Annotated in this window: 22 protein-coding genes and 1 pseudogene; 12 read left to right on the forward strand and 11 right to left on the reverse strand. The window is 43.4% G+C overall.

All coding sequences use genetic code 11. The features are described from left to right. Positions 1-6: 6 nt before the first annotated feature. Positions 7-702: a potassium channel family protein gene (locus BJP34_RS07915; protein WP_070391874.1), complete on the forward strand. Its 696-nt coding sequence runs from the start codon at positions 7-9 to the stop codon at positions 700-702. Here BJP34_RS07915 and BJP34_RS07920 read toward each other — a convergent pair. Then, positions 699-2,090 (reverse strand): tetratricopeptide repeat protein, encoded by a 1,392-nt coding sequence (locus tag BJP34_RS07920; RefSeq protein ID WP_070391875.1) that lies wholly within the window; start codon positions 2,088-2,090, stop codon positions 699-701. The two genes, BJP34_RS07915 and BJP34_RS07920, sit on opposite strands and share 4 nt — an antisense overlap. A 99-nt stretch (positions 2,091-2,189) precedes the next feature. On the opposite strand from BJP34_RS07920, the gene BJP34_RS07925 reads away from it, so the two are divergent. Next, complete coding sequence (locus tag BJP34_RS07925; RefSeq protein ID WP_070391876.1) at positions 2,190-3,542, forward strand: TldD/PmbA family protein; 1,353 nt, start codon at positions 2,190-2,192, stop codon at positions 3,540-3,542. A gap of 127 nt (positions 3,543-3,669) precedes the next feature. Here the strand turns inward: BJP34_RS07925 and BJP34_RS36300 are convergent, their stop codons facing one another. From BJP34_RS36300 to BJP34_RS39055, 3 genes are all read right to left on the reverse strand, one after another. Then, positions 3,670-5,619 (reverse strand): ATP-binding protein, encoded by a 1,950-nt coding sequence (locus BJP34_RS36300; protein ID WP_083305565.1) that lies wholly within the window; start codon positions 5,617-5,619, stop codon positions 3,670-3,672. A 53-nt stretch (positions 5,620-5,672) separates the two neighbouring features. Further along, complete coding sequence (locus BJP34_RS07935) at positions 5,673-6,611, reverse strand: phosphate/phosphite/phosphonate ABC transporter substrate-binding protein (RefSeq protein ID WP_070391877.1); 939 nt, start codon at positions 6,609-6,611, stop codon at positions 5,673-5,675. 224 nt (positions 6,612-6,835) lie between these two features. After that, positions 6,836-7,114 carry a hypothetical protein gene (locus BJP34_RS39055; RefSeq protein WP_149030857.1) on the reverse strand — a complete coding sequence of 93 codons (279 nt, stop codon included), beginning with the start codon at positions 7,112-7,114 and terminating at the stop codon, positions 6,836-6,838. A 983-nt stretch (positions 7,115-8,097) separates the two neighbouring features. Between BJP34_RS39055 and BJP34_RS07940 the strand changes: the two genes are divergently transcribed. After that, positions 8,098-9,858, forward strand: coding sequence for a choice-of-anchor I family protein (locus BJP34_RS07940; protein WP_149030858.1), 1,761 nt, complete (start codon positions 8,098-8,100; stop codon positions 9,856-9,858). A 489-nt stretch (positions 9,859-10,347) separates the two neighbouring features. On the opposite strand, the gene BJP34_RS07945 is transcribed toward BJP34_RS07940, so the two are convergent. Further along, positions 10,348-11,796 (reverse strand): hypothetical protein, encoded by a 1,449-nt coding sequence (locus BJP34_RS07945; RefSeq protein WP_070391879.1) that lies wholly within the window; start codon positions 11,794-11,796, stop codon positions 10,348-10,350. Between the two features lie 245 nt (positions 11,797-12,041). Continuing rightward, on the reverse strand, positions 12,042-12,482 hold the full coding sequence (locus BJP34_RS07950; RefSeq protein WP_070391880.1) for a secondary thiamine-phosphate synthase enzyme YjbQ: 441 nt from the start codon (positions 12,480-12,482) through the stop codon (positions 12,042-12,044). 61 nt (positions 12,483-12,543) lie between these two features. On the opposite strand from BJP34_RS07950, the gene BJP34_RS07955 reads away from it, so the two are divergent. The 3 genes from BJP34_RS07955 to BJP34_RS07965 all read left to right on the forward strand — a co-directional run bounded on the left by BJP34_RS07955 (position 12,544) and on the right by BJP34_RS07965 (position 13,993). Next, positions 12,544-12,786: a hypothetical protein gene (locus tag BJP34_RS07955; protein ID WP_070391881.1), complete on the forward strand. Its 243-nt coding sequence runs from the start codon at positions 12,544-12,546 to the stop codon at positions 12,784-12,786. A gap of 123 nt (positions 12,787-12,909) precedes the next feature. After that, on the forward strand, positions 12,910-13,083 hold the full coding sequence (locus BJP34_RS42735; protein ID WP_158517083.1) for a hypothetical protein: 174 nt from the start codon (positions 12,910-12,912) through the stop codon (positions 13,081-13,083). Between the two features lie 76 nt (positions 13,084-13,159). Further along, the gene (locus BJP34_RS07965) at positions 13,160-13,993 is read left to right on the forward strand and encodes a cyclase family protein (protein ID WP_070391883.1); all 834 of its coding nucleotides are present in this window, start codon (positions 13,160-13,162) and stop codon (positions 13,991-13,993) included. Here BJP34_RS07965 and BJP34_RS39060 read toward each other — a convergent pair. After that, on the reverse strand, positions 13,897-14,109 hold the full coding sequence (locus tag BJP34_RS39060; RefSeq protein WP_149030859.1) for a hypothetical protein: 213 nt from the start codon (positions 14,107-14,109) through the stop codon (positions 13,897-13,899). The two genes, BJP34_RS07965 and BJP34_RS39060, sit on opposite strands and share 97 nt — an antisense overlap. A 413-nt stretch (positions 14,110-14,522) precedes the next feature. On the opposite strand from BJP34_RS39060, the gene BJP34_RS07970 reads away from it, so the two are divergent. Genes BJP34_RS07970 through BJP34_RS07975 form a run of 3 tightly spaced genes read left to right on the forward strand, consistent with a single transcriptional unit; the run spans position 14,523 to position 15,664 of the window. Then, positions 14,523-14,999 carry a hypothetical protein gene (locus BJP34_RS07970; RefSeq protein WP_149030860.1) on the forward strand — a complete coding sequence of 159 codons (477 nt, stop codon included), beginning with the start codon at positions 14,523-14,525 and terminating at the stop codon, positions 14,997-14,999. Between the two features lie 34 nt (positions 15,000-15,033). After that, a complete protein-coding gene (locus tag BJP34_RS39065; RefSeq protein WP_149030861.1) occupies positions 15,034-15,228 on the forward strand; it encodes a hypothetical protein in 195 nt (64 codons plus the stop codon). A gap of 43 nt (positions 15,229-15,271) precedes the next feature. Beyond that, on the forward strand, positions 15,272-15,664 hold the full coding sequence (locus tag BJP34_RS07975) for a hypothetical protein (protein ID WP_070391885.1): 393 nt from the start codon (positions 15,272-15,274) through the stop codon (positions 15,662-15,664). 226 nt (positions 15,665-15,890) lie between these two features. Here the strand turns inward: BJP34_RS07975 and BJP34_RS07980 are convergent, their stop codons facing one another. The 4 genes from BJP34_RS07980 to BJP34_RS07995 form a co-directional block, all read right to left on the reverse strand. Beyond that, entirely contained in the window at positions 15,891-19,688 is a 3,798-nt protein-coding gene (locus BJP34_RS07980) for a hydantoinase B/oxoprolinase family protein (RefSeq protein ID WP_070391886.1), read from the reverse strand. Between the two features lie 392 nt (positions 19,689-20,080). Continuing rightward, positions 20,081-20,401 carry a hypothetical protein gene (locus BJP34_RS07985; protein WP_070391887.1) on the reverse strand — a complete coding sequence of 107 codons (321 nt, stop codon included), beginning with the start codon at positions 20,399-20,401 and terminating at the stop codon, positions 20,081-20,083. 77 nt (positions 20,402-20,478) lie between these two features. Next, entirely contained in the window at positions 20,479-20,901 is a 423-nt protein-coding gene (locus BJP34_RS07990; protein ID WP_070391888.1) for a helix-turn-helix domain-containing protein, read from the reverse strand. Continuing rightward, the gene (locus BJP34_RS07995; RefSeq protein WP_158517084.1) at positions 20,882-21,208 is read right to left on the reverse strand and encodes a type II toxin-antitoxin system HigB family toxin; all 327 of its coding nucleotides are present in this window, start codon (positions 21,206-21,208) and stop codon (positions 20,882-20,884) included. Before BJP34_RS07995 ends, BJP34_RS07990 begins: the two co-directional genes overlap by 20 nt. A gap of 864 nt (positions 21,209-22,072) precedes the next feature. On the opposite strand from BJP34_RS07995, the pseudogene BJP34_RS47165 reads away from it, so the two are divergent. The 3 genes and pseudogenes from BJP34_RS47165 to BJP34_RS08010 form a co-directional block, all read left to right on the forward strand. Beyond that, positions 22,073-22,168: pseudogene (locus BJP34_RS47165) on the forward strand (IS1 family transposase); the annotation flags it as partial. A 703-nt stretch (positions 22,169-22,871) separates the two neighbouring features. Next, entirely contained in the window at positions 22,872-23,225 is a 354-nt protein-coding gene (locus BJP34_RS08005) for a DUF433 domain-containing protein (protein ID WP_070391891.1), read from the forward strand. After that, positions 23,200-23,517, forward strand: a complete 318-nt coding sequence (locus BJP34_RS08010; protein WP_070391892.1) for a DUF5615 family PIN-like protein — start codon at positions 23,200-23,202, stop codon at positions 23,515-23,517. Before BJP34_RS08005 ends, BJP34_RS08010 begins: the two co-directional genes overlap by 26 nt. Positions 23,518-23,632 lie beyond the last annotated feature (115 nt).

Below are 23,632 nucleotides of genomic sequence, written 5' to 3' on the forward strand. Positions count from 1 at the left end.
GCCGAAGTGAATCTATCATTTTTAACATTCTTGCGTAACCTACCCAAAGAGAATAAACAGTTTGCCGTTATTGGATTAGGGCGTTTTGGTCGAGCCGTCTGTTCCACACTATACCAACTTGGCTATGAGGTTCTGGGTACTGATATTGATGAAAAACTAGTGTCCCAAGTCTTAACAGAGAAAATAGCTTCCCATGCTGTGCAGCTCGATTCAAAAGAACCCTTAGCCTTGAAAGAAGCCGGAATTTTAGAATTTGATACAGTAATTATTGCGATCGGTAACTATTTACAAGAAAGCATTATCACCACCCTCAACTTAAAAGAAGCAGGAGTTTCTTACGTCATTGCCAAAGCTTCCTCAGAAGTTCATGGCAAGCTGTTAAAACGGGTAGGAGCCGATCATGTAGTTTTTCCTGAGAATGACGCAGGTTGTGCTTTAGCACGCTCCCTCACCAAACCATCCATTTTCGAATGGTTTGACCTAGACTCTAAGCACAGTATTGTCGAGGTCAGAGTGCCAGAAAAATTTGATGGCAAAACCATTATGGAACTGGAATTGCGCAAGCGCTATGGCTTGACTGTCCTGGCTATCAAAGGAGATGCTGAATTTGAGATTAACCCTGACCCTAATCAACTGCTGTACAAAGATATGCTTATGGTTATCATTGGCTCCAACGCCGATATTGACCGCTTACCCATCTAAAGCGTAGGAATCCCTCTTTCTGGTTCAGACTTTTCCGGTTCCATCTGTTCAGTTTCAGTGGACTCTACCTCAGAAGTTTCTTGGGATTCTACCTCCAGAATGTCAGGAGACTTCATCTGTGGAATTTTAGGAGAGTCTACCTCAGGAGTTTCTTGAGTATCAACCAAAGAAGCTTCTGGTTCTAGCTGCTTGATGTACTCATCAACCTCTGTCACCTTTTCCTCATTACCACCAAAGGCGAACAACTCTCTAGCTTTGACCAAAGAAGAGATAGCTTCCTCTCGCTGTTGAGACTTTTCTAAGACTACACCCAAGTTGTAATGACCTTCTGCTAATGCCGGAGACAGGGTAAGAGCTTGCTGATATTCAGCCATGGCGTCCTCATACTGTTCTTGCTGTTGTAGAGCAACACCAAGGTTGTAGTGGGTCAAGGCGTGGTAAGGATCCAGTTGCACAGCTAATTTGAGTGTGGTAACTGCTTCGGCGTACTCACCATTGGCTGTCAGTGCTGCCCCTAGCTGTCGGTAAGCATCGACATTTTCCGGTTCCAGTTCCGTCACCAAGCGAAACCGAGTAATCGCTTCCGCCAACTCCCCTTTCTCAAACAAAATTACCGCTAATTGATACTGAGCCGGAGCCAAGTTCGGGTCAACCTTAACTGCTTCCCTAAAGGATTCCTCTGCCGCTGACTTTTCCCCTTGCTCCACCAGTAATACTCCTAACTGGTAGTGTGCTTTCTCCAATTTAGGTTGAGTGCGAACTGCTTGTCTGAGTGCAGTAGTTGCTGGTCCAATCTGGTCTTGCTCGACTAAAATCAGTCCCATGTTATAGTAGGCTTTGCCATAATCTGGGTCTAGGCGAATAGTGGCTTGGTAGTGTTCGATCGCCTGTTCTTGATTACCCTGAGATTCCAGGGCTAACCCTAAGTTATAATAAATATCAGCTGATTCAGGATTGAAAGACAACGCCTGTCGATAAGCAGCGATCGCACTATCGGGTGCCCCTTCCTTGTAAAAAGCAATGCCTAAGTTGTAATAAGCTTGTGACAAGGTTGGGTCAAGGGCAATAGCAATTTGGTATTGTTCCAATGCCAGCTGGTTCTTACCCTGCTGCAAAAACGTATTCGCCAACAAATAACGTCCCATGGCCATATAGGGGTCAAACTCAAGGGCTTTACGAAAAGCGCGCTCTGCCCCAGGAAAGTCCCGACGTCCGTACAGTTTCACCCCAACTTGAAAGTATGAAGCCGCATCCAGGTTATTGGAGTATGGACCTTCCATCAACTGCTTGGTTCCTTTATACTCAGGAATCTCTTTACCTTGAGCTTGACCAAAACTTGTCAAACCAAAGCTGATGATAGTAGCAGCTAGCAGCGGTATCGTTCTCATTCACCCTTTTCCTATATGCTGAGACATTTTTGGTATACTACAGGATAATATTTTTTTACTAGAATAATTCGCCGCTTATCAAGCCCATCCCCACAGGAAATGACCCTAGCTGCTGCTCCGATATGCGATCGCAAAGATCAAGCCCTATCCCTAGTTGATTCAGTTATTGCCCAATCCCAAGCAGAAGGGGTATTCGTCAGTCTCAGCCTTGGTGACGAATTTCTGAGCCGCTTCTCGGAAAATCAGATTACCCAGAATATCAGCCGCCAACGCTGCCAACTTACCATTACCAGTTATTTCGGTAAGCGTTGTGCCTCTGCTACCACAACAGAACTAGACCCAGAGGCAATAGCCCAAACTATCCAACGTTCAGAACAACTGGCTCGCATTGCCCCAGAAGATCCTGAATGGGTACCCCTACTCGAATCCCAGGATTATGAGCAACGCACCCCAGCCTTCGATCAAGCCACCGCTAACCTTTCCCCCTTGGAACGGGGAGAAATAGTCAAGGGAGTATGTACCTTAACTGCTAAGGCAGGAGTCGAAGGGTCGGGTAAGCTTAGTACTCAAGCTTTTTTACGAGTTGTGGGGAACTCCCAAGGGTTACGAGCCTTAGACCAAGGTACAGAGGCAGACTGTAGCGTGACAGCCCGTATAGATGATGGTTCAAGTTGGAGTCATAGCACCGCCTTTGCCATAAAGCAGTTACCGATTTTAGAGAAGTCATCGATAACAGGTCTAATTGAACGAGCCTTAGCCTCACGTCACCCCCGTCAGGTCAATCCAGGCACCTACCCAGTCATCTTTGATGGTGCTGCCTTTGCGGAATTGCTGTCTTGGGTAATCTGGAATATGGATGCTCGGGCAGCGGATGAAGGACGTTCCTTTATGTCCCATAGTGATCAAACCGGTAAGCCCACTGGTAACCGCTTGGGTCAGCCAATGTTTAGCCCTATAGTGCAGGTACAACGCCACCCTGCTCATCCCCTACTCCAATTAGGCACTTGCTTTCGGGATGGGTTGAGTAATCGCTACACCGAGGTGATTAAGGATGGTATTCCCCAAATCCTTTACTATAGCCGCTATTGGGCAGCTCAGAAAGGTAAAGATCCAACCGGACTATTGTTTCCCATTGTCATGTCCGGTTCTAGCCAAAGTCTAGCTGACCTGATTGCCCAGACAGAGCGAGGTATTTTGGTAAATCGTGCTTGGTATGTGCGCTATGTCAATCCCAAAACCCTAGAAGTCACAGGGATGACCCGTGATGGCACATTCTGGATTGAAGACGGTCAGATTGCCTACCCGATAAAAAACCTGCGCTTTAACCAAAGCCTGCCCCAAATGTTGAAAGAAGTCGATGCCCTAAGCAAAGTACAGCGCTACGGTAATATCGTAGTTCCAGGAGTTCGGGTCAAGGCATTTAACTTTGATAGTATCACTGACAGCATTTGAGGCAAATCATGAATGATGAAATATGAAGAATTAAAGAAGAAAGCTGTCATGTGAAATGTGAAAGCTCACATGTGAAAACTTTACCTTTTACCTTTTGCCTTCACTTAACCCATTACCCATTACCCATTTAGCCCTTAGGTGTTTCTGCTTTGGGGTCATTTACTACAGCAGGACAACGAATGGTAAAGGTAGAGCCAACACCAATCTGGCTTGTCACGCTAATTTTACAACCCATCATCTCGCAGAAGCGTTGGCTGATGGAAAGACCTAAACCCGTTCCACCATACTTTTTGGTGGTTGAATTATCTGCCTGGGTAAATGGTTGAAATACTTTGTTAAGCTGTTCTGGAGTCATACCAATGCCAGTATCAGTTACTGAGAAGATCAACCAATGATCAGATTCGAGATTCGCTAAGGTATTGGGGGAGGTAGGAATATCGATGGTGGTGTAGGAAGGACTTGAGGATCTCGAATAAGGTTGGGATAACTCCAAGATGAGTTCGTTCTTGCCATTCCTATGGTTACTTCCTTCACGCTTAATGCTAAAAGTAATCGTGCCTGTCTCAGTGAATTTGGCCGCATTACTTAGCAAGTTTAACAGAACCTGCTTGAGCTTAGTCCGGTCAGCCACCATTGTCCCGAGAGAGTCAGCACTGCTGATCTTTAGACTATTGTTCTTTTTCTGCATCAGTGGCTTAGCAAGGCTTTCCAATTCCACTATCAGGGTGGTAACATCAAAGCTTTCTAAGTACAGGTTCATCTTGCCCGCTTCAATCTTTGAAATGTCTAGAACATCACTGATCAGTGTGAGCAGGTGCGTACCAGAGTTCCAAATCTCCTTTAAGTCAGAGACGAACTCGTCATAGCCTAACTCCTCGGCATCTTCCCACAGCAACTGACTTAAGCCCAGAATACCGTTAAGAGGTGTCCTTAGCTCATGGCTCATACTAGCCATAAACGCACTCTTGGCATGGTTGGCTTCTTCAGCCGCTTCTTTTGCCTGTTGCAATTCAATCTGAGCCAACTTGTTCTCCGTAATATCCCGGACAATGGTCAGCACTTCGTTATCTCCACTGACCACAATCCTTGCTTCAAAATGGCGGCGTTGGCCATTAATAAACCTCTCATGTTCAAAGATTTGGATCTCCCCAGTTTCCAAAGCTTGCTTAACATTGCGGATATAAAGTTGAGCTATATCTGGTGGTAATACATCATACACCGTTTTACCCAAGACTTGATCAAAAGACCCAAAAGAGTTCTGATTCCTTGCCACTTTATAATCTAGAAATATACCATCGTTGCTAAAGTGCAACATTAAATCTGGGATAGCATTAAGTAAGGCTCGATTTTTCTCTTCACTTTGGCGCAGAGCTTCAGCTCGCTGTTCCAAACTTTCAACGAGTTTTTGCAGCCGGGAAGTCATGCTGTTGAAGGAATCTGCCAACTCCGCTAGCTCATCCTTGGTGTGAACAGTAATCGTCTGGTTCAAGTTCCCAGCCGCCAGACGCTTGGTTGCAGCAGTCATCTGTTGCAATGGTTCAGTGATTGACCGACTCAGCAGCAGTGCCAACAGGGTACCAGCAGCCGCTGCAGTTACTGCCACCACTAGACCTTGATTGCGTACCGCAGCACTTTTATTATTCAGGGGAGCTGTAGACAGTCCGACACTAATCGCTCCCACTGTCTGATTCCCTAGAATCACTGCCTTACCAGCAAAAAGTTGGTTATTTTCCCACCTAACAACTGTATCTTTACTCCTTAGCAGCTCCTGGCCAACAGAGTTACTCTCGAGACTATACACCTGACCGTCTACCGGATTGGCTTCGGCTACAATACGTCCATCTTTTTGGTAGATGAAACCCTCCTCCACTAACCCCTGCTCCCCCAGCTGCTCCATGACCTGCTCCAAAGCATCAGCATCTGCAAGGTAGAGCGCATCAGCAGTCACTAAAATCAGAGTCTTAAGCAATAGTTCAGCCTGTTGCTTGAGTTCTTTACGAAAGGTTTGTTGCTCACGGTGCAGAGATAGCATGGTGACACTAGCCACTGCCACAATGACCAAGCTAGTCATGGTCATTGTCAGTTTAGTGGCTAATGGCCATTGTCTCCAGCTAAATCTGCCCATGGAATTTACCGATTCTCAACAATGTTGTATAATTGTTGCATCCTGTCCAACCCCTGTAGAGTTGGGAATTCATCAAACTTAGCAGTCTTCTGGAACTTAGTCAGCACTTCTTTGCCCTTGGGGTCCTCATCCATGGTAGTCAGGATACTCTTGATCTGAGCCAGCAATTCAGGATCCATATTGGCTGGAACCATCACGACTTGCCGAGGCACTTTTTCCGTCTCAGCCAGGATAGTCATGGCTTGCCGGACATCCTCGGGGACTTGCGCGAAAGTCTGGTTATCCACTGCACCAGCGTCTGCCTTTGAGCTAATCACCCATTGGATAGTATTTTCATCATCATCACTGAAGATATACCCCACCTCATTAGCTGCCACTACATCACTAGCTGATCCCTTTTCATTAGGCTTCAAACCTGCTTCAATCAGATAAGCCATAGGTAACATATAGCCAGAGGTCGATTGTCTATCATCAAACGCGACCTTCTTACCCTTGAGGTCAGCTAGGGATTTAATCCCTCGGTCTTTCATAGTAAAGATAATCGTGTGGTACTCAGCATCACCCCGTTTCCAGCGGCGCAAAATTGGTTGAGCACCAGACTCTTGATTAATCCTCATGGCTGGGTAGAGACTATCGAAGTATAGGTGTACCTCCCCTTCTTTGAGCCAATTGATCATGGTCGGAAAATCCGAGGCAATTTTTATTTCGCCAGCGTTAATATCGAACTGACTCAAGTTCTCAGCCAGGTAATTTGCCAGGGGCTGGAAGCGGCGGATCTTTTTGGCTGGATTTTTTGAAATATCACCTAAGACAATAACCTTAGTGTCTTCAGAAATTGTCGATGGCTCTAAGCTAGGGTTTGATTGTTCTGCTGGTTGACTACAGCTCACTAAGGAAGTGAGCAGACCAACGAGCATAACTTTTCCTAACAGCTTGGTTAACATAGTGTCCTACTCTCAATTACAGTTAGAACCGATGTCTTCACAGGTAGATACTAGGGTTAGCCATGTCAGGATGGCTACCTTAGCCAACTTAGCAAAGTTTTCAGTGAATCTACCTAAGAATAGCCATTTCCTGCAGGACACTCTACCTCAACACAAAAGCCCATAGGTAAATTCACTGATTCGGTTATCCCCTTGAACTGTAGATGCCTTAGTAATTCCTTGGGTTAGGTGAAGATCAATACAGGGAACTTTATGCCAGAACACCCTAGTGCCGTTGGGCTAGAGCGAGTTGCATGCTTTGAGGGAATGACACACTCGCCTGATGGACAAAGGGAAAAGGTATTCGTCTTACCCCAAGCCCTTTTCCTTTTCCTCGTAGGTTTTGCCTCCGAAAAATCATCTCTTTGAGAGTACCTTAGTTTCACCAGTTTCACCTCCCCATAGACACCCTCTGCTAAAGCAGACCTTGCATAGCTCGAAGCTCCGGTTTCTTGAGAAGTCATAGATTACCCTCCCGGTTAGACAATGACTCTTGAGCATCAGAGTAGATGCATTAGTGTGGTAGAACCTAGGAGCTATATTATATGGTATCACTTTATCTGGTCAGATCACATTATCTACTTACTAGCAATTGTTTTGAAAACTTAATAGTTATGGGATTTTAATGTACACCTTATACTAGACTATATCGAATTACTTAATTGTATAGTTTTAATATTTTTTAATTATTTTATTGGGTTAAATAAGTGATTTTTTGTGTCCATTAATTCTGGATATTATCCCATGGAGTATAGGAGTTAAAATTTAAATTAATCTAAAAAATTGATCATATATTTTTTTAGATTAATTTAAATTTTATTCGTTATAGGATTAATTTCAAATTCAATAATGCTACTTGGTAGTATAACTCGAACGATACGATAAATTTGCAGGAAAAAGGTTAACTACCCTAAAGAGTATTTATAATGGCGGCGTTTCACACTATGCTATAGATTACTAATAGTTGATTTTGATTTAAAAAAAATGTTTTTTTTGTTTAAAAATACCTAGCTTTTAGTTGATAAAGCTACATAAAAAAAACTAGTAATTATGATGAATAGTTAGAGTTATAATTTTTTTATCTAAAAACTTAACCATATATCCAAAACTATGCTAATATTTTTCAATGATATTCTGTAAATTGCAGCCAAAGTGGCGTGAAACAAAGTTGGATTAGCTTTTAAATTAAAGTGCTCCCATCAGGCTTTGGTGATTCCTTAAAGATTGACTAAAGACTTTGTGAAGTTTCAGTAAAGATTTGGTGAAGTTTCAGTGAAGACTACTAGAACTACACGAAATTTCACTGATATAAAAAATTGCTCATATAAATTGCATCATAAATTGCATCAGAGGCATTTAATTTACAGTATCTAAGTATTACCTCTACCTAGACGGAGCAAGGAACACCATGGTAAAAGATCAGAGTCCATCTATTTCTCATAGAAAAATGCCTAATATCATACAATCAACCATTAACTCAACATTGCTGTTGGGTATACTAACATCACCTGCCGCCGCCTTCTCCCTAAACATCACACCGATTTCTACCTTTTCCACAGGAATCTTTGATGATGGAGCGGCGGAGATATCGACTTTCGATCCACTTAGCCAAAGGTTATTCGTTACCAATGCTAGTAGCAATCAAGTCGATGTCCTGGATTTTATTGGAGGCAACCTCTCGTTATCCACCACCATCCCCCTGGAATCGTTTGGGGCAACACCAACCAGTATTGCCTCTAGCAATGGCTTACTAGCGGTTTCCGTAGCCAATGAAGTGCAAACTGATCCAGGAACAGTGGCTTTCTTTGACACCAACGGTCACTTCAAAACATCGGTCAAGGTTGGTGCCTTGCCTGACGCGGTAACCTTTACCCCAAATGGCAGAAAGTTACTGGTTGCCAATGAAGCAGAGCCAGTCTTCTCAGAGACTTTAGGTCAGATCGTTAATCCAAAGGGGTCGGTTAGTATTATCGACCTTCTTGACCCCAAGCATCCTACTGTCAGGACTGCAGACTTTAGTTCGTTCTCAAAACAGGATCTGGAAAACCAGGGAGTACAGCTGTTTGTCGATGCATTCGAACAAGTTGAGGCTTCATCCCAGGAGGAATTCGGCATTGAGGATTTATTCCAGTCCCCGATTACCCCTGATCGGGATCTCCAACCGGAAAACATCACTGTCTCAGACGATGGTAAAACTGCCTGGGTAGCACTCCAGGAAAACAATGCCATTGGTGTTCTCAACCTAGAAACTAATGAGTTCACCAACGTTGTGGGTCTCGGTGTCAAAGATCACAGTCAGCCTAATAATGGTTTAGATACTAGCGATAGAGACGATGCTATCAATATCGAAAACAGGCCAGTGTTTGGGTTATTCCAGCCAGACCAACTTGATGTCTATACCGTTGACGGCATAACTTACTTAGTGACTGCTAACGAAGGCGATTTCCTCCGCATTGAGGGTGACTTAGACGGTCAAGAAGTAAGGTTTTTCCAGGAAGATGATCGGATAGATGACTTAGTGTTAGACCCAACTGCCTTCCCTGATGCGATCGCTCTACAAGAAGATAATGTTCTAGGACGTTTGCAAGTGTCAACGATTAATGGTGACCCTGATGGAGACGGTGACTTTGACGAACTGTTTGCCTTTGGAGGACGCTCGTTCTCAATTTGGAAGGTAATAGAGGATGACTTAGAGCTAGTTTTTGACAGTGGCGATGCTTTTGAACAAATAACTGCTGATCTATTTCCGGATTTCTTCAACGCTGAGGCTGAGGAAAACAACTTTGATAACCGCAGCGACAATAGAGGTCCGGAACCCCAGGGGATAAAACTGGTTGAGTTATTCGGTCGCACCTTTGCCTTCATCGGTTTTGAGCAGATTGGTGGCTTCATAGTCTATGACGTTACCGATCCTGAAAATCCCTTCTTTGTGAATTACATCAACAACCGTGACTTCCTAGGGGATCCTGAGGCTGGTACAGCAGGGGATCTTGGTCCTGAAGGATTGCTTTTCATATCAGCAGAGGATAGTCCCAACGACACACCGATGCTAGTTGTTAACAATGAGGTCAGTGGCACAACTACTGTCTACTCAATCGAACAAGTACCAGAACCAAGTTCTATATTGGGTCTGTTAAACGTTATTGCTTTAGGGTGTATGGCTTGGAAGCGAAAGCTTTCAACAACATGTAAAGAAACTAGCCTTTAAAAGCAAGGAAGACTGGGGGAATCATATCTCCTCCAGTTTAATCACTTGGTATGCAGGTAAATCGTTAATTGTTAATTGTTAATTATTAATCGTTAATTGTCTATGTAATTATTTAGGTGTAGGGGTTGACAAACTCTGTAACTTGTGAACTTGGCAGCAAAAACCAGCAAATTTGGATCCTTTAATACAGTTTGAGTCATTCTGCTGGCAAAATGATCAAAAGAGCTTCTAAATCCACCCCAAAACCTGAATAATTACATTTTCAATTTTAAATTTTTAATACACATCACACCCTTTCATCTAATAAATTTAACCGAAATTTAATCTAAGTTTAATCGAAATTTTATCTAATTTTTATCTAATTTTTATATCATCAATGTAGTAAAACTGTTTTAATTGGTATTATTCCATCATCCCATCACTCCATCACTCCCTAAACGAATTTTCGATTGAGGGGGCAAAAAGTCATGAATTGGGTTATGAATTGGGTCAAGGCCAAGGAATCTGGGGATTAGCCGCCAACTCGCTAGCCACTGCTGCTGCGCCATATTGATTCAGATGACTCGGATCAGCAAAATACTGATTTTGGTTTAGCCACTGGCTCCCCATATCGATAAAGATAAATCCTTGATCAGTTTGTTTGAGCATCCACTGCTGCAATTTCTGTTCACGACTCAGACGCACTGGATCTAAATAGTCTTTGGTAAGGGGTAAGTTAACCACCACTAAGGGAATCTTTTGTTGCCTCAAAAAGCTTTTAATAGCATTGACAGCAGTAGTCTGTTTACCGGCAAAACTGAAGGGCTGATAATCGGCATCATATCTCCCTGACACTCGTGGATGGCTCCGATAGTAAATTTTTGGGTTAAAGGTTCCATTCATAGGGAGAAAACCATGAGCATTGATGGCAAAAGTACTATAGCCAGTGTTGGCGGCAGTTAACTGTTTTGAAACCAGTTGCAGGTTGCAGGTTGCAGGGTCTAGGTTGCAGGGTCTAGGTTGCCGATTTGAAGTTAAGGTCGCTGTTGCCCAAAGTCTAGTTTCCGGTGCCCATTTTTGATAAAGTTTAGTAGTAACACTGGAAATAGTAGACTCAGAAATAGCTTGGCAAGTATTGGCTGATTCCTTTTGACTTTTAGGAAGTGTGGGGCGATCGCCTGCCAGCAAACGTTTATATCCTTCAGAGGCGACAAGGGATTGATAGGTGCGGTCTACTCGTCCACTATTGAAGGCACGCACCCCATCAGCCCAGATCACTAACCGTGGCAATTGTTCTGGAGTCAGGAGCTGACGAAGTTGGAAGTCAACAAATTGAGCTGTGGCACCATTGACCCCAAAATTGAAAACCTTTAGCTCTCCTTTGCCTAATATCCCTAAGGATTTTTGGAGTTGCTGAGGATCAAGCCCTTGCAATGCCCGGGAACTACCTACAATTAGAATGTCAGGCCTACCAACAGCAGCAATATAGGATAGATAAAGCCGCAACTGCTGATCAAATATGTCGTTATCAAAACTAGAGAAGGGCAAGGATGACGTGGTTGCTACTGCTTCTAGGTATGCCAACTCTAGGTTCTTGATATATTCAGCAATTTTTTTTTGAGCAAAAATCCGTTTAGGACTGTCTGCTGGGATGGCTTGCAAATCCTCAATCGCTTGAATCCACTCATTGATCACAAAATTCCAATCTTCTGTTGATCGAGCCAATTGTGCCATTGCAGTTGCTCTTCGTTCTTTTTTCATACCCTTGGTAATCGGATCAATAGAAGAGCAGGCTGGGGGAGAACCCTGATCGACTACTTGATTGCCAGGGGATACTGCTAGTGAGGGGAGTAGTGTGTTTGCTGCATGGTACAGTGGCGTAGTCTTCCAAAAGCCAGCGGCAAGTAGAAGTGATGCTATAGTAGCGCTACTGTATAGTCTAAACCAGAATTTCGGCATAGTTTCGATGGGGTACCCTCAACTTACTTCAATCAGTTCAAACAGAACTATGTTGACACTCCACCTTCTGAGAAGGAAGAGGATTCTTAGTGAGAGCGAGTCCAATATTATCTAGTTTAACACAACTTTTATCCCAATATATTAACGTAGTTTGCTCAGCTCATTCTATCTATAATTATCTATTATTAGGATAATGGTGTTTAGTTAAACCGTTCTGCTTCAGGCAATTTATAGTCAGATATTTTTTAGGTTTCACCAGATACTTGAATTAAAACAGTTCTGTCTCTAGGACCATCTAATTCAAGGAATAAAACCGATTGCCAGGTGCCCAAAGCTAATTTTCCATCAATAATAGGAATATATTCGCTGTTGTTTAACATCATGGCCATTAGGTGAGAGTGGGCATTGATCGGCTCATCAGGAGGTACAATCCTTAAGTGCAGGTCATTATGGAGATATTTACCATCTTTAGGGGCTAGCTTGTCTAGATGGACTTTGATATCTTCGAGTAATCGTTCTTCGTATTCATTAATTGCTAACGCAGTAGTTGTATGTCTGGAAAAAACTAAAGCATGACCGTTTTTAACCCCAGCAACCTCTAGTAATTGGCTGATGTAATCGGTGATATTGTAGATGGCTATAGGTTCGTGGGTTTTAAGTTCGATTATTTCACTCTTGACCAGCATGACTGCACACCAATAAACTAATAACGTTGACAATTAAACTAAAATACCAGAAATTTTGAAGATGAAAGAGCAATTGCTCCGTTGGCTTAACCAAATTTTAATGCTCGATGTTTTTCTAGTCTTATTGAGCTTTCTTTGGTTTGCGATCGCATTGGTTGGTCGTTCGGTTGGTATTCCCTTGGGACTGGAACTATGGTACAGCCTTTGGGAACCAGTATTTACTCCCGCCATTGGCGTGCTGATGGCTGGAGCAATTGTGAGTGGGCTAATTAACCAGATTTCTAAGCGTTTGACGTCTAATTAAGTGTCTAAGTGCGTAAGTGTGTAAATGCGTAAGTGCTTAAAAATTACCAATAACTATATAAATATGCATAGAACATGGACACTGATTCATCACTTATAGCACTACCCATTAAGGTGTTTGACATTGATAAAAGTTGAAAAGCTAATGCACGTCAACTTTTGCCTCTTGCCTCTTGCCTCTTGCCTCTTGCCTCTTGCCTCTTGCCTTCCCCTCCTGGGAGGGGTTAGGGGTGGGTTCCTCTTGCCTCTTGCCTCTTGCCTCTTGCCTCTTGCCTCTTGCCTCTTGCCTTGCGCGTAGCGCTATAATCCTTGATGCTTCATGCTTTATCCTTAATCCTTGATACTTCATTTGATAATTTTTCTAGGAAAGAGCCATGTTGCGTAACGCTTTGTTGGTCTTAACCATGATTTTCATAGTCGGTTTGGCAAACCCGAGCACTGCCCAAACCGCTGACTACCCCAGTCTTTGGGATAAATTAGCTGAACTAAAGTCCCATGAGTTTGTGGATTTAACCCATACCTTTCATCCCCAGATTCCCCACTGGCCAGGCTTTGATCCTGAAACACGGACTACAATCTACTACTACGATGAGATGATTGGCACCAAGGGGTCTGGATTTTGGGCACAGCGCTATAATATTCCTGGTCAGTGGGGTACCCACGTTGATCCGCCAGCTCATTTCGTCAGGGGTAAACGGTTTCAGGATGAAATCCCGGTCACTGAAATGGTGCTACCCCTGGTGGTAATCGATGTCAGCGACAAGGTCACTCAGAACACCGACTATCAAATTACCCTGGAAGATGTACAAGCTTGGGAACAGAAATATGGTTTGGTGCCAGAAGGGGCATTTGTAGCAATGCGTACGGATTGGTCTAAGGCTTGGCCTAGTATGACCAAAATGCGAAATGCTGATGCTAATGGTATTGCCCATTATCCTGGCTGGAGTGCTGAAGTACTGAAATATCTGTACGAAGAACGCTACATTACTGCTTCCGGTCATGAACCAACTGATACTGACCCTGGAATTGCCACTAGCCAAGGGGACTATTCCCTAGAAAATTATATTCTCAGCCAAGACAAGTATCAGATCGAGTTGCTGACTAACTTGGATCAGGTGCCGGAGTATGGTGCGATCGCAATCGTAACGTTTCCTAAGCCCCTGAAAGGTTCTGGTTTCCCAGCAAGGGTCTTCGCAATTATTCCGTAGTAAGGCAAGAGGCAAGAGGCAAGAGGCAAGAGGCAAGAAATTATATAGGAATTTTTGGTGGCGATGCAGCGCGGTCTTGAGGAACTGCCGTGGTTTCCCCCATTCGCGCTTTGCATCAAGACAAGGTCAAAAACTCTAAGCCCTATATATATTTAGGAAGCTTTGGTAGATTCATGTTCTTGATGCAGCGCGGTAAAATAATTCTATGGGAAGAGATTATTGGTGACAATTTAAGTTTGTTTGCTATTTGTAAATCATGTTGTTACAAAGTATTACTAAATCTCAAAGCGAAGGACACACTAGCCTGAGCTTGGTTTATATTTAGCCTAACAGCGAGACAGTCGGACTATTGAGTGAACCCAAAATAGCCATACCGAAGAAATCAGCTTGGTGCTGCCCCTATTGAGACCCAGCCGCCAAGTTATTGAACAGTTCAAATATTATCTAGAGCGGAAAACAGAAATTAATCGGAGAAAACATGAATATATTTTCCAACCCCTTAAAGTTAAAGTTCATAGGGGTATCTTTGTTGGTAAATCAATTACTGTTGATGGTGTCGTCTATAGCACTAGCTTACGATAATAATGTAGACTCAGACAAATTGCAGGTTATCAAATTAGAACCAGGTATGCAAGTTACCATAAACTATAAACTTGGAATGCCTGGGGGGAATAAGCTAGAAGAGCAAGCTTTTTCAGTTTATAAGCTTTCATCATCTGATAAGTCTGATGGTGATGATGCAGTTCGTCTTTGGCGTAGGAGTGATGAGATGAATTACATTCCATTCTACTATTCTAATGACGAGGATAAACCAAACTATTTAGCCATTGCCTATCATGCTTGGTCACCAAGTGGTTCAAGGTGGTTTAATTTAGCTGCGACAAACAAAAAATTAGTTGGACAAGAAGGGAATAAAAAAACTATCCATATTAGCTATCCCAAAGGTGGAGCAGCGAATCCTTCCCTCACGATAACCCTCGAAAGGGATCCACTCAAGATATATTAATGGGGCTGAGAGGGTTGAACTCTCAGCAATCCGAATGCACTCAAATTGGCTGCGGGCAAACTATATGCTTTTAGGTTCTTGCCGACGAGTTGGCAAGTCCTTTGCCTGTCTGAGTACGGGTAATAACTTTTTGAATACCCTTAAAGAACAACTCAGCCAAAAAAGTCAAGAATCTTTTTCCTTAACTTGTCACCAATGGAAGAGGTTATCTGCCGAGAGACAGATCTAACCTAAGAGCAGTAGCTCGATTGCTCAATTTAGAGGACACAAAGATGAAAGGAATTTTCGGTGCTCTACTCCCAGGACTGATCACAACCGGTTTTCTAGGCGCAACACTACTACCCGCTGCACCGGCAGCTGCTGGTGATTTACTAAGAGATATCGGTATTGGTGCTGCTGCTGGTGCGGTAGTTGGAGAATTAACTGACAACGGCTCATTGATTGGTAATAGTGCCAATGGCGCTGCTGCTGGTGCTGCTGTCAATGCTACGAAGCGCAATAGAACTAGAGCTCGCCGTAACAGTGCCGGGAGTCTAGTTCAAGATGCAGGGTTTGGTGCTGCTGCTAGTGTGGTGACTGGCGTGATCATTGATAATGGCTCCGTGGTAGATAATGCGGTCAAAGGTGCTGCTACTGGTCTAACCATTAACCTTCTAGACCGTTGAGATTTCCAAGTAGCCCATACCTTGGGATTCTTTAATCCTCGGTTACCGATGTTTATTGGTAATCTACCTACTTAGGTCTGAACCTAAGTTAATTGTTAGGTTAGCTTTGTTTAGGATAAATGCTGCATGATTAAGGTCAGCATTTATCCTGTTGCCCTAGCTCAAAGGAAAAACCAATGCGATCGCGAAGCGGTTCCAAAGGAACATCCCATTCGCCCCCTACCAATTAGGATGCGCTATCACCACTATCCAAACCATATCCGCCACCTCCAGGAGTCTCAATCACAAACACATCACCTGTATTCATTTCCACTACCCCAGTATTACCCAACTCTTCAACAGTTCCATCCCTGCGTTCCACATAATTTTTTCCCAAAGCACCCGCTTCACCACCATTTAACCCAAAAGGCTTGACCACTCGACGTCCAGATAGAATTCCTGCAGTCATAGGTTCTAGGAAACGAATCTGGCGAATTACGCCATTCCCGCCACAATGAACGCCCTTACCGCCACTATCAGGGCGAATCCCAAACCTATCCAAAAGTACTGGAAATCGCCATTCCAACACTTCTGGGTCAGTTAAGCGAGAATTGGTCATGTGAGTATGTACTGCATCTGTTCCATCAAAATCAACCCCTGCCCCAGAGCCTCCACAAATGGTTTCATAGTATTGATAGCGCTCATTGCCAAAGGTAAAATTATTCATAGTACTCTGAGATGCCGCCATCACTCCTAAGGCACCATAGAGCGCATCGGTTATGGCTTGGGATGTTTCCACATTCCCCGCTACCACTGCTGCTGGATAACGGGGATTCAGCATAGAACCTTCCGGAATAATCACCTCCAAAGGCTTCAGACAACCGGCATTCAGGGGAATATCATCATCCACTAGGGTGCGGAAAACGTATAGCACTGCTGCTTTGCATACCGCTGACGGTGCATTAAAATTACTATCTAACTGAGCAGACGTACCGGTAAAATCAATCTTGGCACTACGGTTGTTCCGGTCAATAGTAATCGTGACCTGAATCTTAGCACCCCCATCTAACTGATAGCTGAAACTGCCATCTGTCAGCACATCAATTACCCGGCGCACCGACTCTTCAGCATTATCTTGGACATAACCCATATAGGCTTGCACTGTTTCTAATCCATAGTGCGCTACCATCTGCCGTAACTCTTGTACACCTTTCTCATTGGCAGCAATCTGTGCTTGTAAATCTGCTATATTCTGAGTCAGATTCCGGACTGGGTATTGACCCCCTAACAGAAGTTGGGTTATTTCATTGTCTCGGAATTTACCATTCTCAACCAGCAGGAAATTGTCAATTAATACCCCTTCTTCCTTGACGCTGGTACTATTAGGAGGCATCGAACCAGGAGTGATACCACCGATGTCAGCATGGTGTCCTCGGGAAGCTACAAAGAATAAAGGGGAGAGGGGAGAAGGTTCCTTGGAGTCAGAGGATGAAGGAGAATCAATTAGCCCTAGGGAAGAGTTGAGGAAAACTGGAGTAACAAGGGTGACATCTGGGAGATGAGTGCCACCGTTATAGGGATTGTTGAGAATATAGACATCCCCAGGTTTGAGACTATCACCATGGGCATCAATCAAGCTGCGGACACTTTCACTCATTGACCCCAAATGCACTGGAATATGAGGCGCATTGGCTACCAATTGCCCTTGTTGGTCAAAAATCGCACAGGAAAAGTCTAGCCGTTCCTTGATATTGACTGAATAACTAGTATTTTGGAGAGTTGTCCCCATTTGCTCTGCTATGGAACGGAATAGATTGTTAAAGATTTCGAGCATGACCGGGTCAGGATGGGGTGAAGCTTGGACGGTATTTGGTGGCAGCTGATCTATAGTGCTATTAGTCAACATTTCCAGGTTGTCTTCCTGCTCCCCCAAACCAGATTTAACTAAAATCAAATGATTCCGTTCAGTCACCTCTGCTTTCCAACCAGGCTCAATCACATTAGTTCCGGTTGCTTCAATAATTAATGCCGGACCCAGCACCGAATCCCCTGGTTGCCAATCCTCTCGCCTAAACACAGGGGTATCCCACCACCGATTAGCGGTATACATTTGCACTGTAGCCACGGGAGCACACATTTCCCCACTCTGACGAGACCGTATGGGTTCTGTTGGGATAGCCATCCGCTTTACTAACTCTACCGAAACCGCTTCGACCATCAACGTTTTCCCTGGCACGATAAATCCATAGCGCTGTTGATGCAATCCCTCAAACTCTTCCCTAATCTGATCAATCCCACCAAACCCAACAACCAAAGCTGAATCGGTGCCCTCATAGCGCAAATGGACTCGCCGAATCACTTCAAGCTGGTTACTATTCCGATCCTGGGCATGGTTGTGGTTCAACTCTTCTATGCCCTGAGCCACCAACTTGGCTAAAATTCCCTCTAACTCCAACCCCTCTACTAACTCAGCCTCAACTGACTGTTCTTTCAATACCCTGATATCGGCTAAACCCATTCCATAAGCTGACAATACTCCAGCAAAGGGATGAATGAACACTCGCTTAATCCCTAAGGCTTCCGCAATTAAACACCCATGCTGGCCACCAGCACCGCCAAAGCAACATAGGGTATACTCGGAAACGTCATAGCCCCGTTGTAGAGAAATCTGCTTAATGGCATTGGCCATCTTCTCGACTGCGATCGCTAAAAATCCTGCTGCTACTTCCTCTGGTTTGCGGTTATCCCCAATCTGCTCTACCAATCCTTCAAACCTCTGCCTTACCACCTCAGCATCCAACGGCAAGTTACCATCCGCTCCAAACACCTTGGGAAAAAACCCTGGCTGCAACTTCCCTACCATCACATTGCAATCGGTCACCGTCAACGGACCCCCCTTACCGTAGGAAGCAGGACCTGGATTTGCCCCAGCCGACTCTGGTCCTACCCGATAACGGGCACCATCAAACTGGACAATGGAGCCACCACCAGCAGCTACTGTATTAATTGCCATCATTGGCGTGCGCAGCCGTACCCCAGCAATCTCAGTTTCAAAGGTACGCTCGTATTCCCCGTTGTAATGGGCGACATCTGTAGAAGTGCCACCCATATCAAAGGTAATTATCTTCTCAAAACCAGCAATTCGACTAGTCTGTACTGCTCCAACAATACCGCCAGCAGGTCCTGATAAAATACTATCCTTCCCTTGAAACTGTTGCGCGTCCGCCAGTCCTCCATTTGACTGCATGAACATCAATAGTCCAGAAGTTTTTCCCCCTAAGCCTTCAGGCCGGGTAGGTTGAAGGTTATTGTCCAAAGCTTCATTGGTCAACCCGCCAAGCTGCAACTGTTGTTCTACCTGATCTACATAGCGACGCAGAATCGGTGATAAATAGGCATCAACCACTGTGGTATCCCCCCGACTGACTAATTTCATCAAAGGGGTCACTTGATGAGATACTGATATTTGGGTAAAACCAATCTCTAATGCTATGGTGGCTATCTGCTGTTCATGAGTGGGATAGCGATAGCCGTGCATCAAGACAATGGCGCAGCTACGAATACCGTCATCATAAGCAGCTTGCAAGGATTGGCGGGTTTCAACCAGATTGATGGGGATTAGCTCTTCACCCTGGGCGCTGTACCGTTCTTCTATCTCAATCACCCGTTCATAGAGCATTTCAGGGAGCACAATTTCACGGGCAAAGATATTGGGGCGATTTTGATAACCAATGCGCAAAGCATCTTGGAAGCCTTTAGTAATTACTAGGACAGTGCGATCGCCCTTCCGTTCCAATAAGGCATTGGTGGCTACTGTCGTTCCCATCTTGATCGCTTCAATGGCATCACTGGGTATCGGCTGACCAACAGGGATGTCTAAAATCTCTCTAATTCCCTGTACTCCAGCATCTTGGTACCGTTCAGGATTTTCTGAAAGCAGCTTATGAATTATCAACTGCCCATCCGGGCGTTTTGCCACAATGTCCGTAAAGGTACCACCTCGATCAATCCAGAATTGCCAGCGTCCAGTGGAAGTAGTAGTCATATTTGCCCGATTTTTCCTAAAACATTAAACAGATGGGGAAGATGGCGGAGAATTTCCCAATAGTTTTGATTGTCGCTCTCGCCCCGTAGGGCATCCATTACCTCCATCCCGTAGGGTGTGTTAGGGGTGGGCTAACCCTAATTTTCCGCCTCTGAGCGCCTAGTTGAAATAGCCCACCCCGTAACGCACCACTTTTTTAATTAATTTCAATAATATACAGTTTAAATGCACAACAGCTTAGAGGTTGTCTGAGAAGTCTAATTTGCTACATCCAAGCCCCCTAAATCCCCCAATTTTGGGGGACTTTCAGAAGCCAATTGACTCTTGTTCCCCCCAAAGTTGGGGGGCTAGGGGGGCAAAATGCAGTATCAAAAAACTTTTCAGATATCCTCTTATAACGGATAAAATGCCATAGGTGAAATCAACAAACGTTTAGACAGCTTTTGGATTTGTCCAATTGTCAATTCTTGTTGACCACTAACAATTAAATTACAGGTTGCTTCGGAACCGAAAATCTCTATTATTTCTTGAGAGTGAAGATAATGCTCCTTCAGAATTACTCGCAATAAATCGGTTCCATAAATGTCAGGTATTAACTGACCACTATTGTTGCGGTTGTGTTGAAAAAACCTTTTCAGTCCCTCTTTGGCAATATAACCCAAAAACATAAACCCTAGACGTTTAACAGCTTCAATCAACAATTCATTCCACATAATTTTTATCTCCTGTATAGGGAATAGATAGTAACCATGAGAAGAACTCTAATTCCTTCTCTTGGTTACACTTAGATTTATCTTGGGAAGAAGGCAGATGGCGAACATTTGAAATAATCTGCCAGTTTCTGGATATGTTCCACGGTTAGATTTCTTTTGCCACTTAATATCATTGAAACAATTGATTTCGTCTTAAAAATGCTAACTAGGTCTTGCTGACGCAATCCATGTTCCTTGATGAGCAACTTGAGTAAGTCAATCCCGTGAATATCTGGAATTAATGGTTTCTTCCTCTGATAGTCGTGCAATAGTACAGTCAAAGTAGCAAGGTAACTATCTTGTTCTTCAGTTAACTCGACCGATGCCTCTAGATCTAGAAGCAAGTTAATGAGATTTTTGGCCGCCTCTTCCTCCGCCTCAGACATAATGGGAAGAAGTGGGTGTTCTTTTACCAAATCAAGATAGCTTTTTGGAATGGTTTCATAGGTTCTGTCTATCATAATCCGCGTTCGCAATTATATGGCGAACAACTATCTGCTTGTATTTGAAGTTGATACGAGCTTTAAGGGTGTAACGACCGCATCCAATCGTAAATAAAGCGTTACTTTCTTTACCTTCAAGAGAGGTAAAAGATTGACGCATTTGTTCAAAGCTAGACCACTGTCCTGTTTCTACAAGCTTGAACCAGGCAGCTATGTATTCCGTTGACTCTGGGTGGTTTTGCAAAAACTTATCGATGTTGAAAATAATTGTAGTTTTCATGTCAATATGTGCGATGAAGGATGGAGATATCCTTGCAGGGAGCACTAAGACACTCATAACATTACAAGCAAGGGCATCGCCAGTCGTCGGAGACCACTCGTAATGCCCAATATACAGAGATTCCATGAATAGCATTTAGTCACTGAAATCTTTGCATTATTGGTAGTGGTAGTGATCAATAAGTAGTGATACAACATTGCATTGACCTTAAATAAGGCATTTTTTGATTAAAAAATATAACAATTTTAATATCATTTAATTAGCATTAATTATTTTAATAATAAATACTGATTAAAAAAATCTTAGGAAACTGCTATTTTTTTAGTATTAAAAAACTTTTTAAAGTGATGAATAAAGCCTTGTAACAATGAATACAGTCTCAGATTTAATAACGCGACCCAATTGCCCTTACTGTAATTGTGAGCAAACAGTCAAAAAGCGATGCAGCGCGGTCTTGGGAGTTTCCACGGGGCTTTCAAGCTGCGGACGCAGGTTCCGCAGGCAGCCCCTCCCCATGAGCGACTGCATCAAGACATGGAAGCATTCATAATAAAAAGCAAAAATATCTTTATAAAAACTGTAAGAGACAGTTTGTTTAAAATCATACAAATAAGCCGATAACATTGTCAATAAAAAATAGAATAGATGACCTATTACTTGAGAAAATATATGCAAGCAGGTATTGCTCGAGCAGTTGGAGTTTCAAAAACATGGCTTCAAAAGTATGTTAATAAAAAATATGCTGAAACTACCCGAATAATTAAGATTTAATAAAAACCATGCATTTAAAATGTCCATATAATGTGATGAAATATGGTCTTTTGTAAAAGCAATGCAGCGTGGTCTTGGGGGTTTCCCCCATGAGCGACTGCATCAAGACAACGTCACAAGCCGATAGAAAAACAAACGGGTAAAACTAATCATATTGAAAGATTAAATAATACATTAAGAGAAAGGATTAGTCGCCTGGTTAAGAAAACGTTGTCATTTTCCAAAAAATCATAAAATCACCTAGGATCTATTGGGAATTTTGTTCATCATTATAATAAATGTTTGTCGGGTTGATTAGGCCATCACTACATGTTTATCACTACCGTATTCTTGAACATTACGAGTAGTCTCAATGCAGTCCTGTTCATAGATACCTCTATAGAACTAAATTGAGTACGTCGTTATTCACAGGACTTACGCTATTGGTAGCCTATAAGCCCTAATTTTGCGTAAGTCCTGATTCAATATCAAAGGATATGTTGTACATGTTAGCAAATTGCGAACTTTTTGTCAACCACCCCTTCAAATCCTTGCCCGACTCAAGCAATATCAAGGGTACGCGACGCGCTACGATAAGCGAGCCTGGGAACTTTCGCGCTAAGTAATTGATCTGGCTGCTGCCGTAATCTGGTTTAATTGATCACATGTCCTAGAAGTAGGATGCTCACTGCTAGCAGAACACCTAGGAAAATCTCTTGGCTCTGTTAGAATAAAGATTCTATTGTAAAATTTTTATCCTACTATTGATAGTAGAACTTTTGCGATAGATAGTGATCTGTTATGGTTTGGTGCGAATGGGCTGACTATTCCCTCTAGCTTGATTACATCTCATTTGAAAACGCGATGTTCCCAAGGAACCGCTTAGCCTACGGCCTCAGCTTCCGCTAAAAGCGATTAGCCCGAAGGGCTACGCTACGCGATCGCAATCAAATTTATTATGCAACTAGAAGACTATTTTAACTTTCTGGCTCCTGATGACATTCGGATTAAAGGTCATCGAATTGGCATTGAAACCGTATTGTACGAGTATCTATTTAAAGAGCGTACTGCTGAAGAAATTGCGAAAATATACTCAACTCTAACCTTAGAAGAGGTCTATGCCACAATCCTATATTATCTACAGAACAAAGAGACAGTCAGTCAATACATTGCTGACTGGCTAGAGTGGGGACATCAACAGCGTAAAGCTCAAGCCTTGAATCCTCATCCTGCGGTGGCTCGACTCCGGAAAATCAAAGCAGAAAGACAAGCGCAGTTGAAAGCCAATGGCACTGAAGTATCTAATGGATGAGAATGTTGACCCAGCTTACTCAACACAAATTCGACGTAAATGTCCTAATTTAGTAATTTGTGCAGTTGGGGAAATCGGTACTCCAAGCCTCAGTACACTAGACCCGGAAATTCTGTTATGGTGCGAGGAGTATAACTTTGTTTTGGTAACTAATAACCGTAAGTCTATGCCCGTACATTTAACTGACCACATTGCCCAAAGTCATCATGTCTCAGGAATTTTCATCTTAAACTCCAATTTGAGCATTGGTCAAAATATTGAAGAGTTAATTATAATTTCAGAATGTTCTTAGAGGTTGTCTGAGAAGTATCATTTGCTACATCCAAGCCCCCTAAATCACCCAATTTTGCGGTGCGACCCAAGGGCGATTTACTCGCCCTAGGAGGCGCGCACCGGAAGGGACTTTT

Origin of the sequence: Moorena producens PAL-8-15-08-1, assembly GCF_001767235.1 — a bacterium.
Taxonomy (GTDB): Bacteria; Cyanobacteriota; Cyanobacteriia; order Cyanobacteriales; family Coleofasciculaceae; genus Moorena; species Moorena producens_A.